General features: G+C 58.4%; 15 protein-coding genes and 1 pseudogene. 7 read left to right on the top strand and 9 right to left on the bottom strand.

The window, feature by feature from the left end:
* Window positions 1–58: 58 nt before the first annotated feature.
* The 4 genes from V6M90_RS03925 to V6M90_RS30085 form a co-directional block, all read right to left on the bottom strand.
* Window positions 59–1099 carry an alpha/beta hydrolase family protein gene (locus tag V6M90_RS03925; RefSeq protein ID WP_332846109.1) on the bottom strand — a complete coding sequence of 347 codons (1041 nt, stop codon included), beginning with the start codon at window positions 1097–1099 and terminating at the stop codon, window positions 59–61.
* Window positions 1100–1139: 40 nt separating this feature from the next.
* Window positions 1140–1547, bottom strand: a complete 408-nt coding sequence (locus V6M90_RS03920; RefSeq protein WP_078734016.1) for a hypothetical protein — start codon at window positions 1545–1547, stop codon at window positions 1140–1142.
* A 118-nt stretch (window positions 1548–1665) separates the two neighbouring features.
* Window positions 1666–3306: a methyl-accepting chemotaxis protein gene (locus tag V6M90_RS03915; RefSeq protein WP_408637279.1), complete on the bottom strand. Its 1641-nt coding sequence runs from the start codon at window positions 3304–3306 to the stop codon at window positions 1666–1668.
* A 37-nt stretch (window positions 3307–3343) separates the two neighbouring features.
* Window positions 3344–3685 (bottom strand): FIST N-terminal domain-containing protein, encoded by a 342-nt coding sequence (locus V6M90_RS30085; protein ID WP_408637276.1) that lies wholly within the window; start codon window positions 3683–3685, stop codon window positions 3344–3346.
* Between the two features lie 1015 nt (window positions 3686–4700).
* Between V6M90_RS30085 and V6M90_RS03910 the strand changes: the two genes are divergently transcribed.
* Window positions 4701–4919, top strand: coding sequence for a hypothetical protein (locus V6M90_RS03910; protein ID WP_332846108.1), 219 nt, complete (start codon window positions 4701–4703; stop codon window positions 4917–4919).
* 298 nt (window positions 4920–5217) lie between these two features.
* Here the strand turns inward: V6M90_RS03910 and V6M90_RS03905 are convergent, their stop codons facing one another.
* The gene (locus V6M90_RS03905) at window positions 5218–5562 is read right to left on the bottom strand and encodes a DUF6124 family protein (protein ID WP_332846107.1); all 345 of its coding nucleotides are present in this window, start codon (window positions 5560–5562) and stop codon (window positions 5218–5220) included.
* Window positions 5563–5985: 423 nt separating this feature from the next.
* Here V6M90_RS03905 and msrA point away from each other — a divergent pair, with 423 nt between their 5' ends.
* Window positions 5986–6492, top strand: coding sequence for a peptide-methionine (S)-S-oxide reductase MsrA (gene msrA, locus V6M90_RS03900; protein WP_205489511.1), 507 nt, complete (start codon window positions 5986–5988; stop codon window positions 6490–6492).
* Between the two features lie 33 nt (window positions 6493–6525).
* Here msrA and V6M90_RS03895 read toward each other — a convergent pair whose 3' ends face one another.
* The gene (locus V6M90_RS03895; protein ID WP_003175180.1) at window positions 6526–6972 is read right to left on the bottom strand and encodes a hypothetical protein; all 447 of its coding nucleotides are present in this window, start codon (window positions 6970–6972) and stop codon (window positions 6526–6528) included.
* Window positions 6973–7085: 113 nt separating this feature from the next.
* On the bottom strand, window positions 7086–8336 hold the full coding sequence (locus V6M90_RS03890) for an MFS transporter (RefSeq protein WP_332846106.1): 1251 nt from the start codon (window positions 8334–8336) through the stop codon (window positions 7086–7088).
* Between the two features lie 102 nt (window positions 8337–8438).
* On the opposite strand from V6M90_RS03890, the gene V6M90_RS03885 reads away from it, so the two are divergent.
* From V6M90_RS03885 to V6M90_RS03875, 3 genes are all read left to right on the top strand, one after another.
* A complete protein-coding gene (locus V6M90_RS03885; protein WP_141063232.1) occupies window positions 8439–9407 on the top strand; it encodes an AraC family transcriptional regulator in 969 nt (322 codons plus the stop codon).
* Window positions 9408–9786: 379 nt separating this feature from the next.
* Complete coding sequence (locus tag V6M90_RS03880; RefSeq protein ID WP_332846105.1) at window positions 9787–10500, top strand: class I SAM-dependent methyltransferase; 714 nt, start codon at window positions 9787–9789, stop codon at window positions 10498–10500.
* Window positions 10501–10722: 222 nt separating this feature from the next.
* Window positions 10723–11265 (top strand): 3-demethoxyubiquinol 3-hydroxylase, encoded by a 543-nt coding sequence (locus V6M90_RS03875; protein WP_042945046.1) that lies wholly within the window; start codon window positions 10723–10725, stop codon window positions 11263–11265.
* 104 nt (window positions 11266–11369) lie between these two features.
* Here V6M90_RS03875 and V6M90_RS03870 read toward each other — a convergent pair whose 3' ends face one another.
* A complete protein-coding gene (locus V6M90_RS03870; protein WP_305427543.1) occupies window positions 11370–12254 on the bottom strand; it encodes a LysR substrate-binding domain-containing protein in 885 nt (294 codons plus the stop codon).
* Window positions 12255–12380: 126 nt separating this feature from the next.
* Here V6M90_RS03870 and V6M90_RS03865 point away from each other — a divergent pair, with 126 nt between their 5' ends.
* Window positions 12381–12890: a hypothetical protein gene (locus V6M90_RS03865; protein ID WP_003175174.1), complete on the top strand. Its 510-nt coding sequence runs from the start codon at window positions 12381–12383 to the stop codon at window positions 12888–12890.
* A 39-nt stretch (window positions 12891–12929) separates the two neighbouring features.
* Here V6M90_RS03865 and pdxR read toward each other — a convergent pair whose 3' ends face one another.
* Entirely contained in the window at window positions 12930–14423 is a 1494-nt protein-coding gene (gene pdxR / locus V6M90_RS03860) for a MocR-like pyridoxine biosynthesis transcription factor PdxR (protein WP_003175173.1), read from the bottom strand.
* An 87-nt stretch (window positions 14424–14510) separates the two neighbouring features.
* On the opposite strand from pdxR, the pseudogene V6M90_RS30080 reads away from it, so the two are divergent.
* Window positions 14511–14603: pseudogene (locus V6M90_RS30080) on the top strand (YggS family pyridoxal phosphate-dependent enzyme); the annotation flags it as partial.
* Between the last annotated feature and the right edge of the window lie 6 nt (window positions 14604–14609).

The following is a 14609-nucleotide window of genomic DNA, read 5'->3' as shown; positions in this document are numbered from 1 at the left end:
ATCATGCTCCCTTAAAATATATAGCGACCAAAAAATACACTTATTGATTGTCCTGGTTTCAGCGTCGAAACGACCACGCCAAAAACTCAGTCATCAACTCCACCACCTGCTGCTGAATGACTGGCCGCGCCCGAGCCCCTTCGCCATCCCGACAAATCATCCCATCCCCCGGCGAATCCTCTTCAATCAACGCCATGCCTCCCGGCTTGCAGATCGCCATAAAACTGAAGTGGGTGGCGTCAGCAATCTCCACATAGTGCGTCGTCGCTTTCGGCATGCGCCTCACCATATCGGCAGACTCCAGTTCCGGCGCCATGTCCTCCGTCGGCACACCGCCCGCAATCACCAACACCGGCACCGACAGCGCCGCCAGGCTGGCATCGGTAAAACCGCGCGACAGGCCCAGGTCCAGCGACACAACGGCTGTTACCCGCGGATCGCTCAAATCCGCCGCCAGTTGCGCCTTACCGGCGGGCGTGGCGGCGGGGTTCATCTGTTTATAGCCAATGCAACCGCACAACTTCGGGTGCACGCCGCAGTCCCGGGCAAACAAATCGGGATCAAACCGCGCACCGGCGATTTCCATCACTGTCCAGCCGCCGATGGAATGGCCCACTGCCGCAATCCGCCCCTTCGCCACCGCACCAAACGGCTGCGGCTGCGCAAGCACGGCATCGATGGCGCGGCTCAGGTCCCTGGGCCGTTGCCACAACTGCGCGGCAGCGGCGGGGCTGCGGTCCTTGCTGGTGGTGCCCGGATGGTTGACCGCCGCCACGATATAACCCTGGCGGGCCAACGCGCTGGCCAGCCACACTTGGTTGCCCCAGTTGCCGCCATAGCCGTGGGACAGCACCACCAACGGATGCTCGCCCCCAGCCGGCGCCGCACCGGGCACGGCGAGAGCGCCGATGAACACCGCGTTGTCGGCAATCAGCTCAGGCGTGGCGGTAGTGACGGCGGGGTACCAGACGGCCATTTGCAGCGCACGCTGGTCGTGCGCGTCGGGCAGGGTGACGGTTTGGAAGCCGATGGCAGGTTCATCAGCAAAGCAAGGCAGCGCCAGGCCAAGCAGTAGCAGCGCACAGAAAGCCGTTTTCATTGTGTCTATCGTCCATGATGAGTTCGAAACCGCAGCCGTATCAGGGTAACGCGTAACCTTCGTAATCCAGCGCGATCGTATCGTTTTTCGGGTAACTCACATACACCACCACCGCATCACTGTTGTCGACCAGCGCGTAGGGCCATTTACCATTGGCTTTGCGCATATCCTCATAAAACGGCAGGAAAAAATCCTTGGTCTGACCTCGCGGGTCGTAGGGCGCCTGCACCTGGAAAATCGGATAGTGCCCGCCGTTGCAGAGCTGGATGCGTTCAAGCTGGAAGTGGTTTTTTTCCAGCAGCGTGCGGGTGGGGTGCTGCCAGGTGGCCAGGTCGACGTCATGGCAATCCTTGGCCGTGTCGCTGTAGAGCGTGGTGTTTTCCAACGCGGGCAACGCGTAGGCCAAGGTCGGTAGCGACAACAGCATTAAGGCGAAAAGGCGCGGCATGGCGGCGGTCCGGGAGGAGGGGAGCCGGATTGTAAATCTATTTTCCAGACCCGGGACCTATTGTTCTTTTGTGGAGAGCGGACTTGCCCCGCTCACCACAATATGGCCGGTATCCGTTTTACGCATGCGTCAACCCGGTCAAGGTATCCGCAATTGTCTTGGTGCGCTGCGCCGTGCCCTCTGTTGCATGGCTGGACGCCTCCAGCGCATCGAGCATTTCGCGCAGCGCGCCCACACCGGTGGACTGGTCTTCGATCTGCTGGGCCACCCGCTGGATCTCGCCCGACAACACGTCGATGTCCACGCCAATTTCCGCCGCGTTCTTGCGCGTGATCTCCGCCAGCTTGCGCACCTCGTCCGCCACCACCGCAAAGCCCCGGCCCAGGTCGCCGGCACGCGCGGCTTCAATGGCCGCATTGAGCGCCAGCAAGTTGGTCTGCCCGGCGATCTGCTGGATCACCTGCACAATCGACTGGATACGCAAACTCGAACCGGCCAGTGTCCGCGCGCCCTCCACCGCATCCCCCGCCTGGCTGGACAGCGCCTCAACCGTGGCCCCGGCCTGGGCCGACACACCGTTCTGCCGGTCGATGGTACCCACCAGCTCATCCATCGACGCATGCAACTCGCCGGAGTAATGCTTGAGCTGCGCAGCAATGTCTTCCTGCTGGCGCTCAGCCTGGGCCAACACCATGCCCAAGTCCGCCAGGCCCTCGAACACCGGCAGGATATTGCTGTCCAGACCACGGGTATTCAGGGTGTTGGAGAAGTCATTGTTCTTGTACGCGGCAATCTGCTTGACCACCACATGGTTCAACCCCGCCAGCTTCTTCACTTGGCGCCGTAGGAAAAACGCCTTGAACTCGCCGTAATGGGCGATGAAATTGTCCACGTACTCATCACTGAAACTCGCGCCCTTGGCCACCTTGAAAAAGAAAATCGCCGTCAGCGTCTGGTTCAGGTTCAACCCCAGAATCTCCCCGAAGGTCGAAAAACCCGCCAACGGCACATCGCCAAACGTGCCGGCCATGCTGCCCAACTCGGCCCCATTGTTCAGCCGGCGCAAGATGCAGTCATTCAAAATACCCGCCAGCGGCTGGCCACCCTTGCCGCGCAGAAACTGCTCATAATCCAAACGCGTCGCCTCGCGCAACGGCGTACGCCGCACCATCACCAACTCCTCGCCCGGCGCCACGTCGCAAAACAACTGCACAATCTGCTGCTCAAAATCGATGCGCGCAATCGAGCGCACAAACAACTCCCTGCCCACCCGGATCGCAAACGAGTAATCCGCCAGCTTCGATTCCAACGCCTGGGGCGCGCAACTGAACGCATCACAGAGCGCCTGCACCATGCTCTTGATATTGCCCTTGCTGTCGATCACCTGGTCAATGGTGCGGTCCTCCATCGAGGCCGTCAGCACGCTGAAGGTCAAATCCGCCGGTTTGAAATTCTGGCTTTTGAACACACCAAATCGCACATGCGCCGCCGTCTTCAGAAACACAATCTGCGCATGGTTCTGATAACTGCGCTGGCCGTCATGAATCAGCGTCTTCTGAAAATCCGACTTACCCCCGGCCGATCCCCCTACAAACAAACACGGAAAACGCCCCGACTCATACAGCGCCTCCATAAAAAACGACTCCGATGCCGACAACCCATCGAACACCACGTACGCCAACGTATCGCGGTGATCAATCGGCGTACGCACCTGCACCCGCTTGATATGCCCCGCCAGCTTGGCAATCCGCTCCTGCATCCCCAACCGCTTGCCGCCACCACGAATGTCCTCGCATTCAAGCGGCACCATCACCACCTCGGCAGAGGCAATCACACTGTCGTCGAACAGCTGCAACACCACCCGATCCCAGCGATCGCCTGTGGCGCAATACAGCGAATTGGGTGCGTTGCAGTTCACCGGAGGTGGTGCAGAGGCTGATGGTGGCTTGCGGGAAGCGGCGTTTGAGCTTTGCGGCGACCTGATCAATGTCCAGATGCGGCGAAATAAAACCGGTGATCAGCGTGGGGGTGATACGCAGGGCAGTGAGAGCGGCGTCCAGGTCGCTGGAAGTGCTGGTGAGCGTGGCGGTGCCTTGACGATCGGCCCGGACTTTTTTTAGCAAGGAGAGTGGGTTCATTGAGTGGACTCGATCGGGTGTGGATGCGGGGGTAGGCGCGTGGTTAGTAGGGTTATCGGCTGGGGAGGTGGGGACTGGAGGGTGGGGGGTGTGGCGGATGGACGCGGTTGGGGGGAATGCGTTGTTTGTGGATGGTGGTAATCGGCCAAAAACGAACGCTCATGGTAAGGTCGCTCAGCAAGGGCTGAGGTCAGGAGGAATGGACATCCGAAGACTGTTAAGTAAGTGCCATTCTGGTCTTACCCCCCCCCCCCCCCTATTCCCTTATATAAATTCGATTAAATATTGTCATCGGTAATTGTCACGGTTGAAGATATGTATGTAGGATGTGTAAGAACTAATTTGGTGACCTGCTTGATGTCGAAAGTCGTATAATTTATTTCTCCAGCAGGTATGACAGTTACTATGTCTCCGCTAAGGAATTTGAACTTTGTATTCTCTAGGGATGATCAATCAGAGAAATACCAAGAGGTGATCTGGTTTGGTTCTATTGTGCTGGAAGTGGCTTTTATGTGACCTTTCATGATCGTAACTCCATTGGTTGATTTAAGAAAGTCTAGACCGTTTTAGAATACGAAAAACCTGTAATAGTTGACAGTTTTTAATGATTTTTTGTGCTTGGTTAAAGTGCTTTTGGTTATAAGGTTTTATGGGTTTAAGAGTTTCGTCAAGCCTGATATTGTACTGGTGCGTTATCTCGGCTTGTTGTTATTTCTAAGGGTTTAAGAAAATAGTCGTTTTGCGGTGGTATCTTTGTTTTTGTCTTGCGTTTAAATGCGACAGGGCCATGTGATAAGGCAGGAAGATGATGTCATAGGGAGTTTAAGTAAGTGCCATTCAAATACGTCCCCCTTTTTTCGCTTTTTTTCGCCAATGTACCTCCAATATAGTCATCTCCAACGTAATACTGGATGTTTTTATCGCGATTAGATATAAAAAACTGTCAATTTTAACAGTGTGCGACTTCAATTGCGCGGGGTACAACGAATGCTCTTGTGATTCAGAGGATTAAAAAATGAAACTTGAAGAAGCTGAAGCCGCTCTGCGCTTTTGTGAAGGGAAGGCCGTTAAATTTACGAAGGGGATTCAGTCAACCATTCATATTTTTGTGGGGTTTTCTATAAGGCGTGGAAGTGATGTTTTTAGGGTTAAATATCACGATGGAACTTATGGGGATATATGTGTTTTTGATGTTGATAGTGTTGAGAAGGTTGAAAGAGATGTTGAGCAATAAGTTGACTTCAGTAAGGTGCTCGCGAACTTTATGGCTCTCAATGCGGGGCTTGTAATTTTTATCCAGCAAGCCATGAAGGTCGGTCATAGGGCTGACGTTATCAAGAATGGAGTACCCAGTAGAGAGAACATAAAAGACTAGTTTATTTGTCTAGAAAAAAACGCCGAGTCGTAAGGTTAGTGACAACGCGGAGTAACTTATTTCACTGGACGGCCGGTCTTATGTGGCGCTGAAAAAGTCACCGAGTTGTTATGATAGTTCGTCACAACGACTCGGCAATCTTTCGGATGGGTGAAGGTCAGCTACCCGCCACAGCCCCCTCCCGCTCCATCAACTTATCCACCAACAAAACCCCCAACTCACTCAACTGATGAATCGCCAACGCCACATCCCGCTGTTTCCCCGTCAGCTCATTCGACAGGTTCAGCAACAACGCAGTCACCGAAGAAAACGTTTCATAGCTATTGGCAAGCAACACTTCACTGCTGGCATCGTCCGCCACACTGAACAGCGTTGTCGAGGGCGGTGGAGGAGGGGCTGGCGGTTCACCGCCGGGGTTCAGGTGATAATCAATCGCCCGATGCGCCGCCTGATCAAGCTTCAGGTCCGGGCCGTTCGGAGGGTTTGGCGTGACTTTGAACATATGTAATTCCTGGCTAGGGCCGACACCCCGTCGCTACTAAACGAGGGGTGGCAGCTGTACGCAGGTTAGTAGACCGGGGAATTACACAAAGCCGGCGCACCCGAAGGCGCCCTACGCACAGCCACCATCAGGCACAGACAGAAACGTCTGATGGATGAAGCTCATGCACCAAGTGTAATTGACCCTCGGGCTACTAAACCCGATCACTGAATTGTCAGCGACCGAGCCACCTTAGAGACGCCTACCCAAGCGCACAAGCCGGCGGATTCTGACGCAACTGTAGGCAATGGAGCAAGGCGCCAAGGCGCCCGTAGGACTTGTACTCGTTCCGCAACACGATCCTGTTTTTTACTTGATCCGGCTTGGTATTGCCCAACATCCCCCCATAACTACTCCTGTCTCCATCAACCGCAAGGACAGACCATGACCAACCCAACCGAAACCGCCATCCTCGCCGGCGGCTGCTTCTGGGGCATGCAAGACCTGTTGCGACGCTACCCCGGCGTGCTGCGCACGCGCGTCGGCTACACCGGTGGCGACGTGCCGAACGCCACCTACCGCAACCACGGCAACCATGCCGAAGCGATTGAGATCGTGTTTGACCCGGCGGTGATCAGCTACCGGCAGATTCTGGAGTTCTTTTTCCAGATCCATGACCCGAGCACGCCTAACCGGCAGGGCAATGATCTTGGGCCGAGCTATCGTTCGGCGATTTACTACCTGAGCGAAGAGCAAAGGGATATTGCCGAAGATACCGCGGCTGACGTGGACGCCTCCAAGCTGTGGCCGGGGCCTGTGGTCACGCAAATCGAGCCCGCCAGTGCGTTCTGGGAGGCGGAGCCGGAGCATCAGGATTATCTGGAGCGGATACCGAACGGGTATACCTGCCACTTCATCCGGCCGAACTGGAAGTTGCCCAAACGGGCTTGAACCGCAATCGCACCGGGAACATGCGGGCCAGCCTCAGCCCTCACAACTCTGCTTGTTGATTTCGAACTGTCCCACCTCTTTTACGTTTTTGCTGCCAAAAATGTAAATGAGGGTCCCGCCTTGGGACAGTATCGATTGGTCGCTGCGCATTTGTGCGGCGCAAGTCGCCTGGGTGATGTTTGATTTCATCACGTCCAGGTCAATCTCATTGGGATGGGTGTCGTAACGGGTCAAGGTGTAATAGAACTTGAGTGCGTGACTGTTGGCCGCTTGCGCCCGAACGAAGGTTATATCTTCGTCGATTTTTCGATTCTGGGGCGTTGTTCGCGCGGTCACGATGATGAGGTCGCTGAGAAAGGTGGTTTTGCTCGGCTGCGGTGTTTCCTGAAAAGCCTGTATGACCAGAACCCCCACCAGGCTCAAAAACAGCAACCCCCACGCCGAATACACGAGCGTCTTCCTGGATTTTTCGCTGGGCATGGATGTCATTCCTTTGAGGTTGTTCAAGGCGGGCATTCTACGGCAACCCGCCTTGTTCGACAGCCTTGCGGATCTGCGTTTGTGCTCACGGCTGCGACGCTGGGGGCATCAGATCAAAGGTGCAGCGCCGGTCTGGTCCGGGCACTGCCATGTGCAGAAGGGACCCGAACACGCAGCGCAATCAGCAATGCAGCCAGCAGCATCAGCACGGCCGCCGCTACGAATACGCCTGCGCTGCCACCGAGGCTGAACATCGCACCGCCAGCGGCGGCGCCGGTTGCGATGGCCGACTGCACAGAGGCCACCACCATGCCCCCGGCGCTTTCCGCCTGATCGGGTACCGCGCTGGCGACCCAGTTCGACCACGCCACCGGCACGCCGCCAAAGGCCAGGCCCCAGATCGCCAGCAGCACCGCCTGCCCCGGCACCGAGGCCGGTAACAGCACCAACGCCAGTGCTGCAACGCCCACCAATGCGGGCATCAACACCAGCGTGGCCAGTGGGCGGCGCTCCAGCAGCCAGCCGGCCAACAGCGTGCCGACGAAGTTCGCCACCCCAAACCCCAGCAACATCAGCGACAGCCCCTGTGGGCCGATGCCGGTCGTGCCTTCGAGAAATGGCCGAACATAGGTGAACATTGCGAAGTGGCCGCTGTGCACCAGCACACAACCGAACATCCCCATGGCGATGCCCGGGCGCCGCAACACCTCCAGGACAGTGCGCAGGCGCGCCGGCCGGCGCGGCGCAAGGCTTGGCAGCGTGAACGACTGGAAAACCAGGGTCACTGCACCCACCGCCGCCGCTGCAAAAAACGCGCTGCGCCAGCCATATAACGCGCCCAGGTAGCTGCCCAGCGGCACCGCCACCACCGTCCCGACGGCAATGCCGCTGAAAATGATCGAAAGCGCTCGCGGCAACAACGCACCCGGTACCAAACGCATCGCCACCGCTGCCGCCATGCTCCAGAAGCCACCAAGGGCAATGCCCAGCAGGATACGCATCACCAAGAGCACCGCGAGGCTGGAGGAAACGGCGACCAACAGGTTGGACACGATCATCAGTGTGGAAAACCCCAGCAACACCCAGCGGCGGTCGATACTGCGGGTCAGGCCTGGCACCAACAGCCCGGCGAACAGCGCCACCACGGCGGTCACCGTTACCGCCTGGCCAGCCAGCGCTTCGGACACCCCCAGATCGGTCGCCATCGGCGTCAACAGGCTGGCCGGAAGGTACTCAGCGGTCAGCAAGCCGAACACGCCCATTGCCAATGAGAAAACGGCCATCCACGCGGCGGTTGCAGGTTCTACCTCCGTCCCGGCGCCGGGACGGCTGTCGGATACGGCGTTACACATACAGTCAGTCATTGCACGGATCTCCCAATCTTCATTGCGATCCGCAGTCTAGGCGCGCGAAATCGGATGATCTATGATCAAGAAACTCGATTTTTTGACTGAAACACCTGAACGATGCCTACAGATCAGTTTGCTCTGTCCTCGAATCTCATCAACGAGCTGTTGCGCGGCATGCGCCTGCGTGGCGTCGAGTACCGACGTATCCAAGCCGGGCCAGTCTTCGGCCTGGGCTTCGCTGCCAAACCTGGGCATGCCTGGTTCCACTTCCTGGCGGTCGGCAATGCGCTGCTGCGCATGGACGACGGCACGACGTATGCGCTGTCTGCCGGCAACGCCGTGTTCATCTCCCATGGCGCGGCCCATCAACTGTTGTCCGATGCGGATGTGCCTGTTCAGGACATCGACCGTTTGGACGGCGCGCCCCTCGGCGATGCTGTCTGCGCGGTAGAGACCGGGACCGACGCCAGCCTTACGCCGGCCACCCTTTTGTTCAGTGGCTGCATGGAGTTTGAACTGGGCAGTATCCACGGCCTGGGCAGACTGATGCCGGGCCTGATGCTGATTGATGCCGGTGGCCAGCGTTACCCTGGACTGATGCCCATCCTGACCACCATGGAGCGCGAAGTCAGCGCCGCACGGGTCGGTTTCGCCGGCATCCTCGCGCGGTTGGCCGACGTGGTGGCGGCCATGGTCGTACGCGGTTGGGTGGAGTGCGCCTGCGCAAATGCCTCAGGCCTGGTCGCCGCCTTGCGTGATCCACGGTTGGCGGGTGCGCTGCTGGCGCTGCATCAACAGCCGGGGCGCGACTGGACCGTTGCGCAGCTGGCGGCACACTGCAACACCTCTCGCTCGGTCTTCGCCGACCGTTTCCAGATGACCATTGGCATGGCCCCGCTGCGCTACGTCACCGAATTGCGGATGCGGCTTGCGAGCCAGTGGCTGACACTCGAAAGGCTGCCAATCGAAGAGGTGGCGCTGCGCTTGGGCTACACCTCTCAGGCCGCTTTCAGCCGCGCATTCAAGCGCATCACGGGCACGACGCCAGGGTTAAGTCGCCAGTCGAGGCAGCTCACTGCTCCCTGACGAATTGACTGGCGCCCCGGTATTGATCTGATACACCGCGGTCAACCGCTTACATGTCTTGCAACTTGATCGCCTGCTCGACCGTCACGGGAGCAAGCTCCCTCGCCACGGGCTAAACCTGGTACTTGAGATGTGTAGATACCTATGAGAAAGCCGAGCGCAAGTCATGGATGAGTCAAGTGGGCGGCGAACGGTCGGCGGCCGGCTGCTTTTGGCCAGTTGTCAGTCACGAGAGGCGGCTTTCGACCCATAGCTGACTTTCACTTGGACAAATCATGAATGCCTGGGTATTCCTGGTGGGAATGCGGTGCATAAAATCAATGAATTTTTATTATTTATGTTTATGACCTAAGTTGATTCAAGGACATGGAGAACGGCCTTGAAATCACGACTTAACTCAGCTGAAAAGTTTGATAACGCTCGAGCCAATGAATACGGACGACAGAGCCGTATCGCACTGGCAGGTTATGACGCCTGTCAGGACTTGGTGGCATGCATGCTCGCGGCAAGCCTTGAAAATATGGGCTCTGCAAAAATTCTGGTAGTCGGCGCAGGCGGTACGGCACAGGAGATCATTGCGATGGCCAAGCTTGAGCCGGGCTGGCGCTTCACCGCCGTTGATCCATCTGAGCCGATGCTGGAAACCGCGAAACAGCAGTTAGCTGTAAACAGCGTGCTTGAAAGAACGGACATGCATCTTGGGCACGTTGAAGACTTGGCCGCAGATGGGTCCTACGACGCAGCCACTTTGATCGGTGTACTCCATCACCTTGATGGGGATGATGCCAAGAGAGAAATTTTACGATCCATTCGGGCTCGTCTAAAACCTGGGGCTCCGCTGATTGTCGCCGGCAATCATTATGCCTATGCCAGCCAACCTTTACTCCTCGCAGCCTGGGGGCAGCGTTGGCGGCAGCATGGAGCCAGCCCGGATGAAGTGAAGGTCAAACTTGGGAAAATCCTTCAAGGCGCTGACCCTCCACATTCTGAAGCGGCTGTTCAGAAGCTTTTGCATGATGAGGGCTTTGGGGACGCTACCCGTTTTTTCAGCAGCCTGTTCTGGGGGGCTTGGTTAACGTGTAAAGCAGTCTGACCGGTGATCCAAGTGGCAGCTTTTGGCCGCACAGCCGACAGAGACAACCGGCTAAAAACACCCCAAAACGATCTGTCAGTTGCTTAAAGATCGGCCAAATCGAAGAGGGTCGGAGGCCGCTCTGTGAACTCACTTGCTTATCTGCTAAGCGTTACCGCACGATGCCGGCTCAAGAGCAAGGACCGGCCCCATGACTCAGCCCCTCGAACAAGAAATCTCAATGTGAATTCACCAGACTATACGGCTAAGGGCGACGACCTCGGCAACCGCATGATGAAGGTCGACCATGCGGGCGAGCATGGTGCGATCTGTATCTACAGCGGACAGTTGTTTATGGCCCGGCTTTTCGTCCCGGGCATGGTGAATGAACTCAAGGAGTTCCTTTCCCACGAGCGCCGCCATCGGACGGTTTTTCAGGAGGAGCTGCGACGTCGCGGTTATCCCCGCTGCCGTAGTTATTGGTTGTGTGGCATCGGCGGTCTTGCGTTGGGTCTGGTTACTGGCATCTGCGGCCGCAAAGCCATTGTCGCGACTACCGTCGCGGTTGAGAGTGTGGTGCTCAAGCACCTGGCTCATCAACTTGATGTGCTGGGCGACATCGATCTCCACGCGGTGGCTGCCATTACTTCGATTGTGGAGGAGGAGCAGCACCATCATGACCACTCGGCAGCGCAGATTGATGTGCGTGATCCCTGGTTCAGGGTACTGAAACCGATGGTGACCGCATGGACCGAGGCGGTAATCTGGATGGGTATGCGTTCTTAGAAAGCGGGTGTTATTACCCCATTTCACTGTCGCAATCTTTTAGACACGTGACTGGTTGCTTCTGGTCGAAAGCAATCGAGCATGAGCCGCACCTACCCACTGAATCATCCCCGCGCCTGCCCCAACAACCAACGTGCAAACGCCCGAATCGGCGCACCGCTCAGCTCAAGAGGCTCGGGCAGCACGAGGCAAAACGTCTTGGCGATATTCGTCGCCTGCGGCCATGGCGCAACCAGTCGGCCTTGCGCCAACTCTGCTTCCACGTACAGGCGTGGTACGAGGGCCACGCCGAGACCGGCCAGTGCGGCTTCGATCAACATCGCATGCAAATCGTAGCGCGCACCCATGGCGGCGTTGCTCAGGACGATCCCGGTTTCCTGGGCATAGCGCTGCCATGCATCCGGGTTCTGCCGCCGGTGTAATCGCGGCAGTGAATCCAGCGCCGTTGCCTGCTTGCCCGGGTTCAGGAGGGCAGGGTGACAAACCGGAATCAGCACTTCATTCAACAGGCGGTGGGTGTGCATGCCTGTCCAGGCCGGGTGCTCGAAATGGATGGCAGCGTCCAAGCCGCTGCCTGCCAGCACAAACGGTTCCATGCGTTCCGAGAGGTGCACACAGATGTTCGGGTGTTGTTGGCCAAAGTCAGGCAACCGCGGAATCAGCCAGCGCAGGGCAAAGGTGGGGCTGACGGCGATATCCAAGCTGGCGCCGTCGCTGGGCTGGCCCATCAGGTACTGGCTGTCCCTGTCGAGTCGGTCGAGCAGTTCGCGTACTTGGGCGGCGTAGCGCTCACCGTTAGGCAGCAGTCGCACGCGGTTGCCAATGCGCTCGAACAGCGTAACGCCCAAAAAGGTTTCCAGGCGGCCGATCTGCCGGCTGATGGCGCCTTCGGTCAAGGCCAGTTCGTTGGCGGCGCGGGCGAAACTGCCATGGCGGGCGGCGGTTTCAAAGGCCATCAGGGCCGCGTTACTGGGGAGCTTTCGACGCATGGGCGTTCCTGGTTCGGGTCAAGGCGTCCAGCTTGACGTTTGATCATTGAAGGGTGCCGAAATATCGTTTTATGGCGGATTAGCCTGTCACTAGCATGACGGAACATCAATGAGTGGAGTGACACGATGATTTACACAGTCGAGTGCAACTACGCTGATCCCGCCAGCGAAGCCGAGTGGAATGCGTTTTATAGCCTGGAAAAACTACCGGCGCTGATCTCGGTGAGTGGATTTAAAACCTCACAGCGTTTCGAAGCCTTGAGCGGCGATTGCCCAGCCTACCTGGCCCTCCATTCAGTCGACACGCTTGCCATCTTGCAGAGCGATGAGTACCGCCAAAAAGGCGGAGGCAATTTTTCCCGTTGGCAGTCGCATATCACCGATTGGAGGCGCAACGTCTACGCCGGGCAGGACCGGGCAGTTGCCGTGGGCGCGGGCGAAGTCCTGTTGGTCAGTGAGCAAGGCCCTCAAGCACTGATTGGATTGGGCCTTGCGCCCATAGCGCTGCACGCGGTGGCTTTGGACAAGACCCCGGCACACCGTTGGCTGGCCAAACTTGAGAGCACTCAGGCCAGGGCCAGCGACCTGCGGGGGCTGAATGTCTATCGCGCAATGACCGTGCAGTTGCTGTCATGAGTCGTGTGTTGCCAGGGGGTTAGGTCGCTGCAGGGGCCACTAGATTTTCAAGGCCCTGGCCAGCCGCACCATCGCGGTTTCGATTTCATGCGCGGTCAGGGCGGAGTACCCCAACAGCCAGCCCTGTTGCTTCGGCTCGCCCGCATACAAACGGCTCAGGCCGGAGAGTTGCACACCCGCCGTGGCGGCCTGGCGGATGGTTTTTTCTTCGGACCAGCCGGCCTTGAGCACGCAGGGAATCTGCAACCCGCCCGGCGGCAACGGGGCGCTGACCATACTCAAGTGCCTGCAGATGGCCTCGTGCATGATGGACCGGCGTGAGCGGTACAGCTTGCGCATGGCGCGCACGTGCGCGTTGTAGTGACCGTCCTCCATAAAGCGCGCCAGCGTCAGTTGCAGGGTTTGCGGGGTGTGGCCATCCATGATGCTGCGCGCATAGGCAAAGGGCTTGACCAGTTCGGACGGCAGCACCATGTAGCCCATGCGCAGGCCGGGGTAGAGGGTCTTGCTGAAGGTGCCGATGTAGAGCGTGCGCTGGTACTTGTCCAGCCCCTGCACACACGCGGTGGGTGGCCCGTCGTAATGGAACTCGCTGTCGTAGTCGTCTTCGATGATCCATTTGCCTTTTTGCGCCGCCCAATTGATCAACTCAAGGCGCCGTTCCAGCGGCAGGGTCACGCCGGTGGGGTATTGGTGCGAGGGCGTGACATACACGCAAGGGGCGCCGCTGCGGTCGGCGTGCAACAGGTCGGTGCGAATGCCGTGTTCATCGACGTCGATCGGCAGCACCTGGGTTTCGGCGATTTCAAAGGCTTTGCGGGCGCCGTAATAGCCAGGGTTTTCCAGCAGGATCGGCTTGCCGGCGTCGACCAGCAATTGCGCGCACAGGTACAGCGCCTGGCGCGTGCTGCTCAGTACCAGCACCTGGTCGGGGGTGCAGGTGGCGCCGCGCTCCAGGTTCAGGTAGGTGGCAATCGCTTTGCGCAGGGGTTCGGCACCTTGTGGGTCGCCATGCAGCAGCACGCTTGCCCGATGGTCCTTCATGACCTGGCGCTGCAAGCGCTCCCAGACATCGGTGGGGAAGCTGCGGGTTTCCGGCAGGCCGGTGGCGAACGCCTTGATCACTTGCTGATCGTGCACGCCGCCGGTGTCGAAGATCATTCGTCCACGTTGGCTGAGTTCGGCGCCCGGCGCGGCAATGCTGTTTCTGATGGCCTGGGCCTTGAGGCGGCGGCGCCCGGCACCGCGCAATGTCACGCCCAGTGTGTCGCAGACGTAACTGCCGGCACCTTCGCGGCGCACGATAAAACCATCCCGATGCAATTGCCCATAGGCGTTCTCGACGGTGTCGCGAGCGCAACCCAGTGACTTGGACAAAACCCGCGTGGCGGGCAGTTTCAGGCCGGGGCCGAGTGCGCCATCAAGGATCAGTGCACGCAATGCGCGCTGGATGCGCTGGTGCAGATCCAGTAACTGAAACTCCGCGTCGTTGAGGCGCATCTTCAGGGTTTCCAGCTCGAAGGTGGTTGCCATGCGGTCTGCTCTCTTTCCATGAATTGGCAGGTAAAGGCAGGCCAGTCTATCCGTAGACTCTGGCCCTCGTCACTCAGCGGCCTTATGCGCATTGTCCAGGCGTGTCGCCGGGTAGGCCGTGACCCGTGCGGTGTGCGCCTGCTGCCGGTCAGCAAGACGTTCGATGAAGCCCACCTGCGCAGTGAA

It is taken from the genome of Pseudomonas lactucae (assembly GCF_036688725.1).
Lineage (GTDB): Bacteria > Pseudomonadota > Gammaproteobacteria > Pseudomonadales > Pseudomonadaceae > Aquipseudomonas > Aquipseudomonas lactucae.
The sequence above is the reverse complement of the archived record's forward strand: the minus strand, read 5'-3'. Positions and strand labels throughout refer to the sequence as shown.

Bases quoted from the DNA above. Each gene is read 5' to 3' on its own strand.
- V6M90_RS03915 (WP_408637279.1), bottom strand. From the start codon at position 3,306: ATGCAGGAGCGGATTGCCAAGCTGGCGGGGCATATCAAGCGGGTGCAG.
- V6M90_RS03905 (WP_332846107.1), bottom strand. From the start codon at position 5,562: ATGTTCAAAGTCACGCCAAACCCTCCGAACGGCCCGGACCTGAAGCTT.
- V6M90_RS03920 (WP_078734016.1), bottom strand. From the start codon at position 1,547: ATGCCGCGCCTTTTCGCCTTAATGCTGTTGTCGCTACCGACCTTGGCC.
- pdxR (WP_003175173.1), bottom strand. From the start codon at position 14,423: ATGGCAACCACCTTCGAGCTGGAAACCCTGAAGATGCGCCTCAACGAC.
- V6M90_RS03870 (WP_305427543.1), bottom strand. From the start codon at position 12,254: ATGCGTCGAAAGCTCCCCAGTAACGCGGCCCTGATGGCCTTTGAAACC.
- V6M90_RS03890 (WP_332846106.1), bottom strand. From the start codon at position 8,336: ATGACTGACTGTATGTGTAACGCCGTATCCGACAGCCGTCCCGGCGCC.
- V6M90_RS30085 (WP_408637276.1), bottom strand. From the start codon at position 3,685: ATGAACCCACTCTCCTTGCTAAAAAAAGTCCGGGCCGATCGTCAAGGC.
- V6M90_RS03865 (WP_003175174.1), top strand. From the start codon at position 12,381: ATGATTTACACAGTCGAGTGCAACTACGCTGATCCCGCCAGCGAAGCC.
- V6M90_RS03910 (WP_332846108.1), top strand. From the start codon at position 4,701: ATGAAACTTGAAGAAGCTGAAGCCGCTCTGCGCTTTTGTGAAGGGAAG.
- V6M90_RS03925 (WP_332846109.1), bottom strand. From the start codon at position 1,099: ATGAAAACGGCTTTCTGTGCGCTGCTACTGCTTGGCCTGGCGCTGCCT.
- V6M90_RS03885 (WP_141063232.1), top strand. From the start codon at position 8,439: ATGCCTACAGATCAGTTTGCTCTGTCCTCGAATCTCATCAACGAGCTG.
- msrA (WP_205489511.1), top strand. From the start codon at position 5,986: ATGACCAACCCAACCGAAACCGCCATCCTCGCCGGCGGCTGCTTCTGG.
- V6M90_RS03895 (WP_003175180.1), bottom strand. From the start codon at position 6,972: ATGCCCAGCGAAAAATCCAGGAAGACGCTCGTGTATTCGGCGTGGGGG.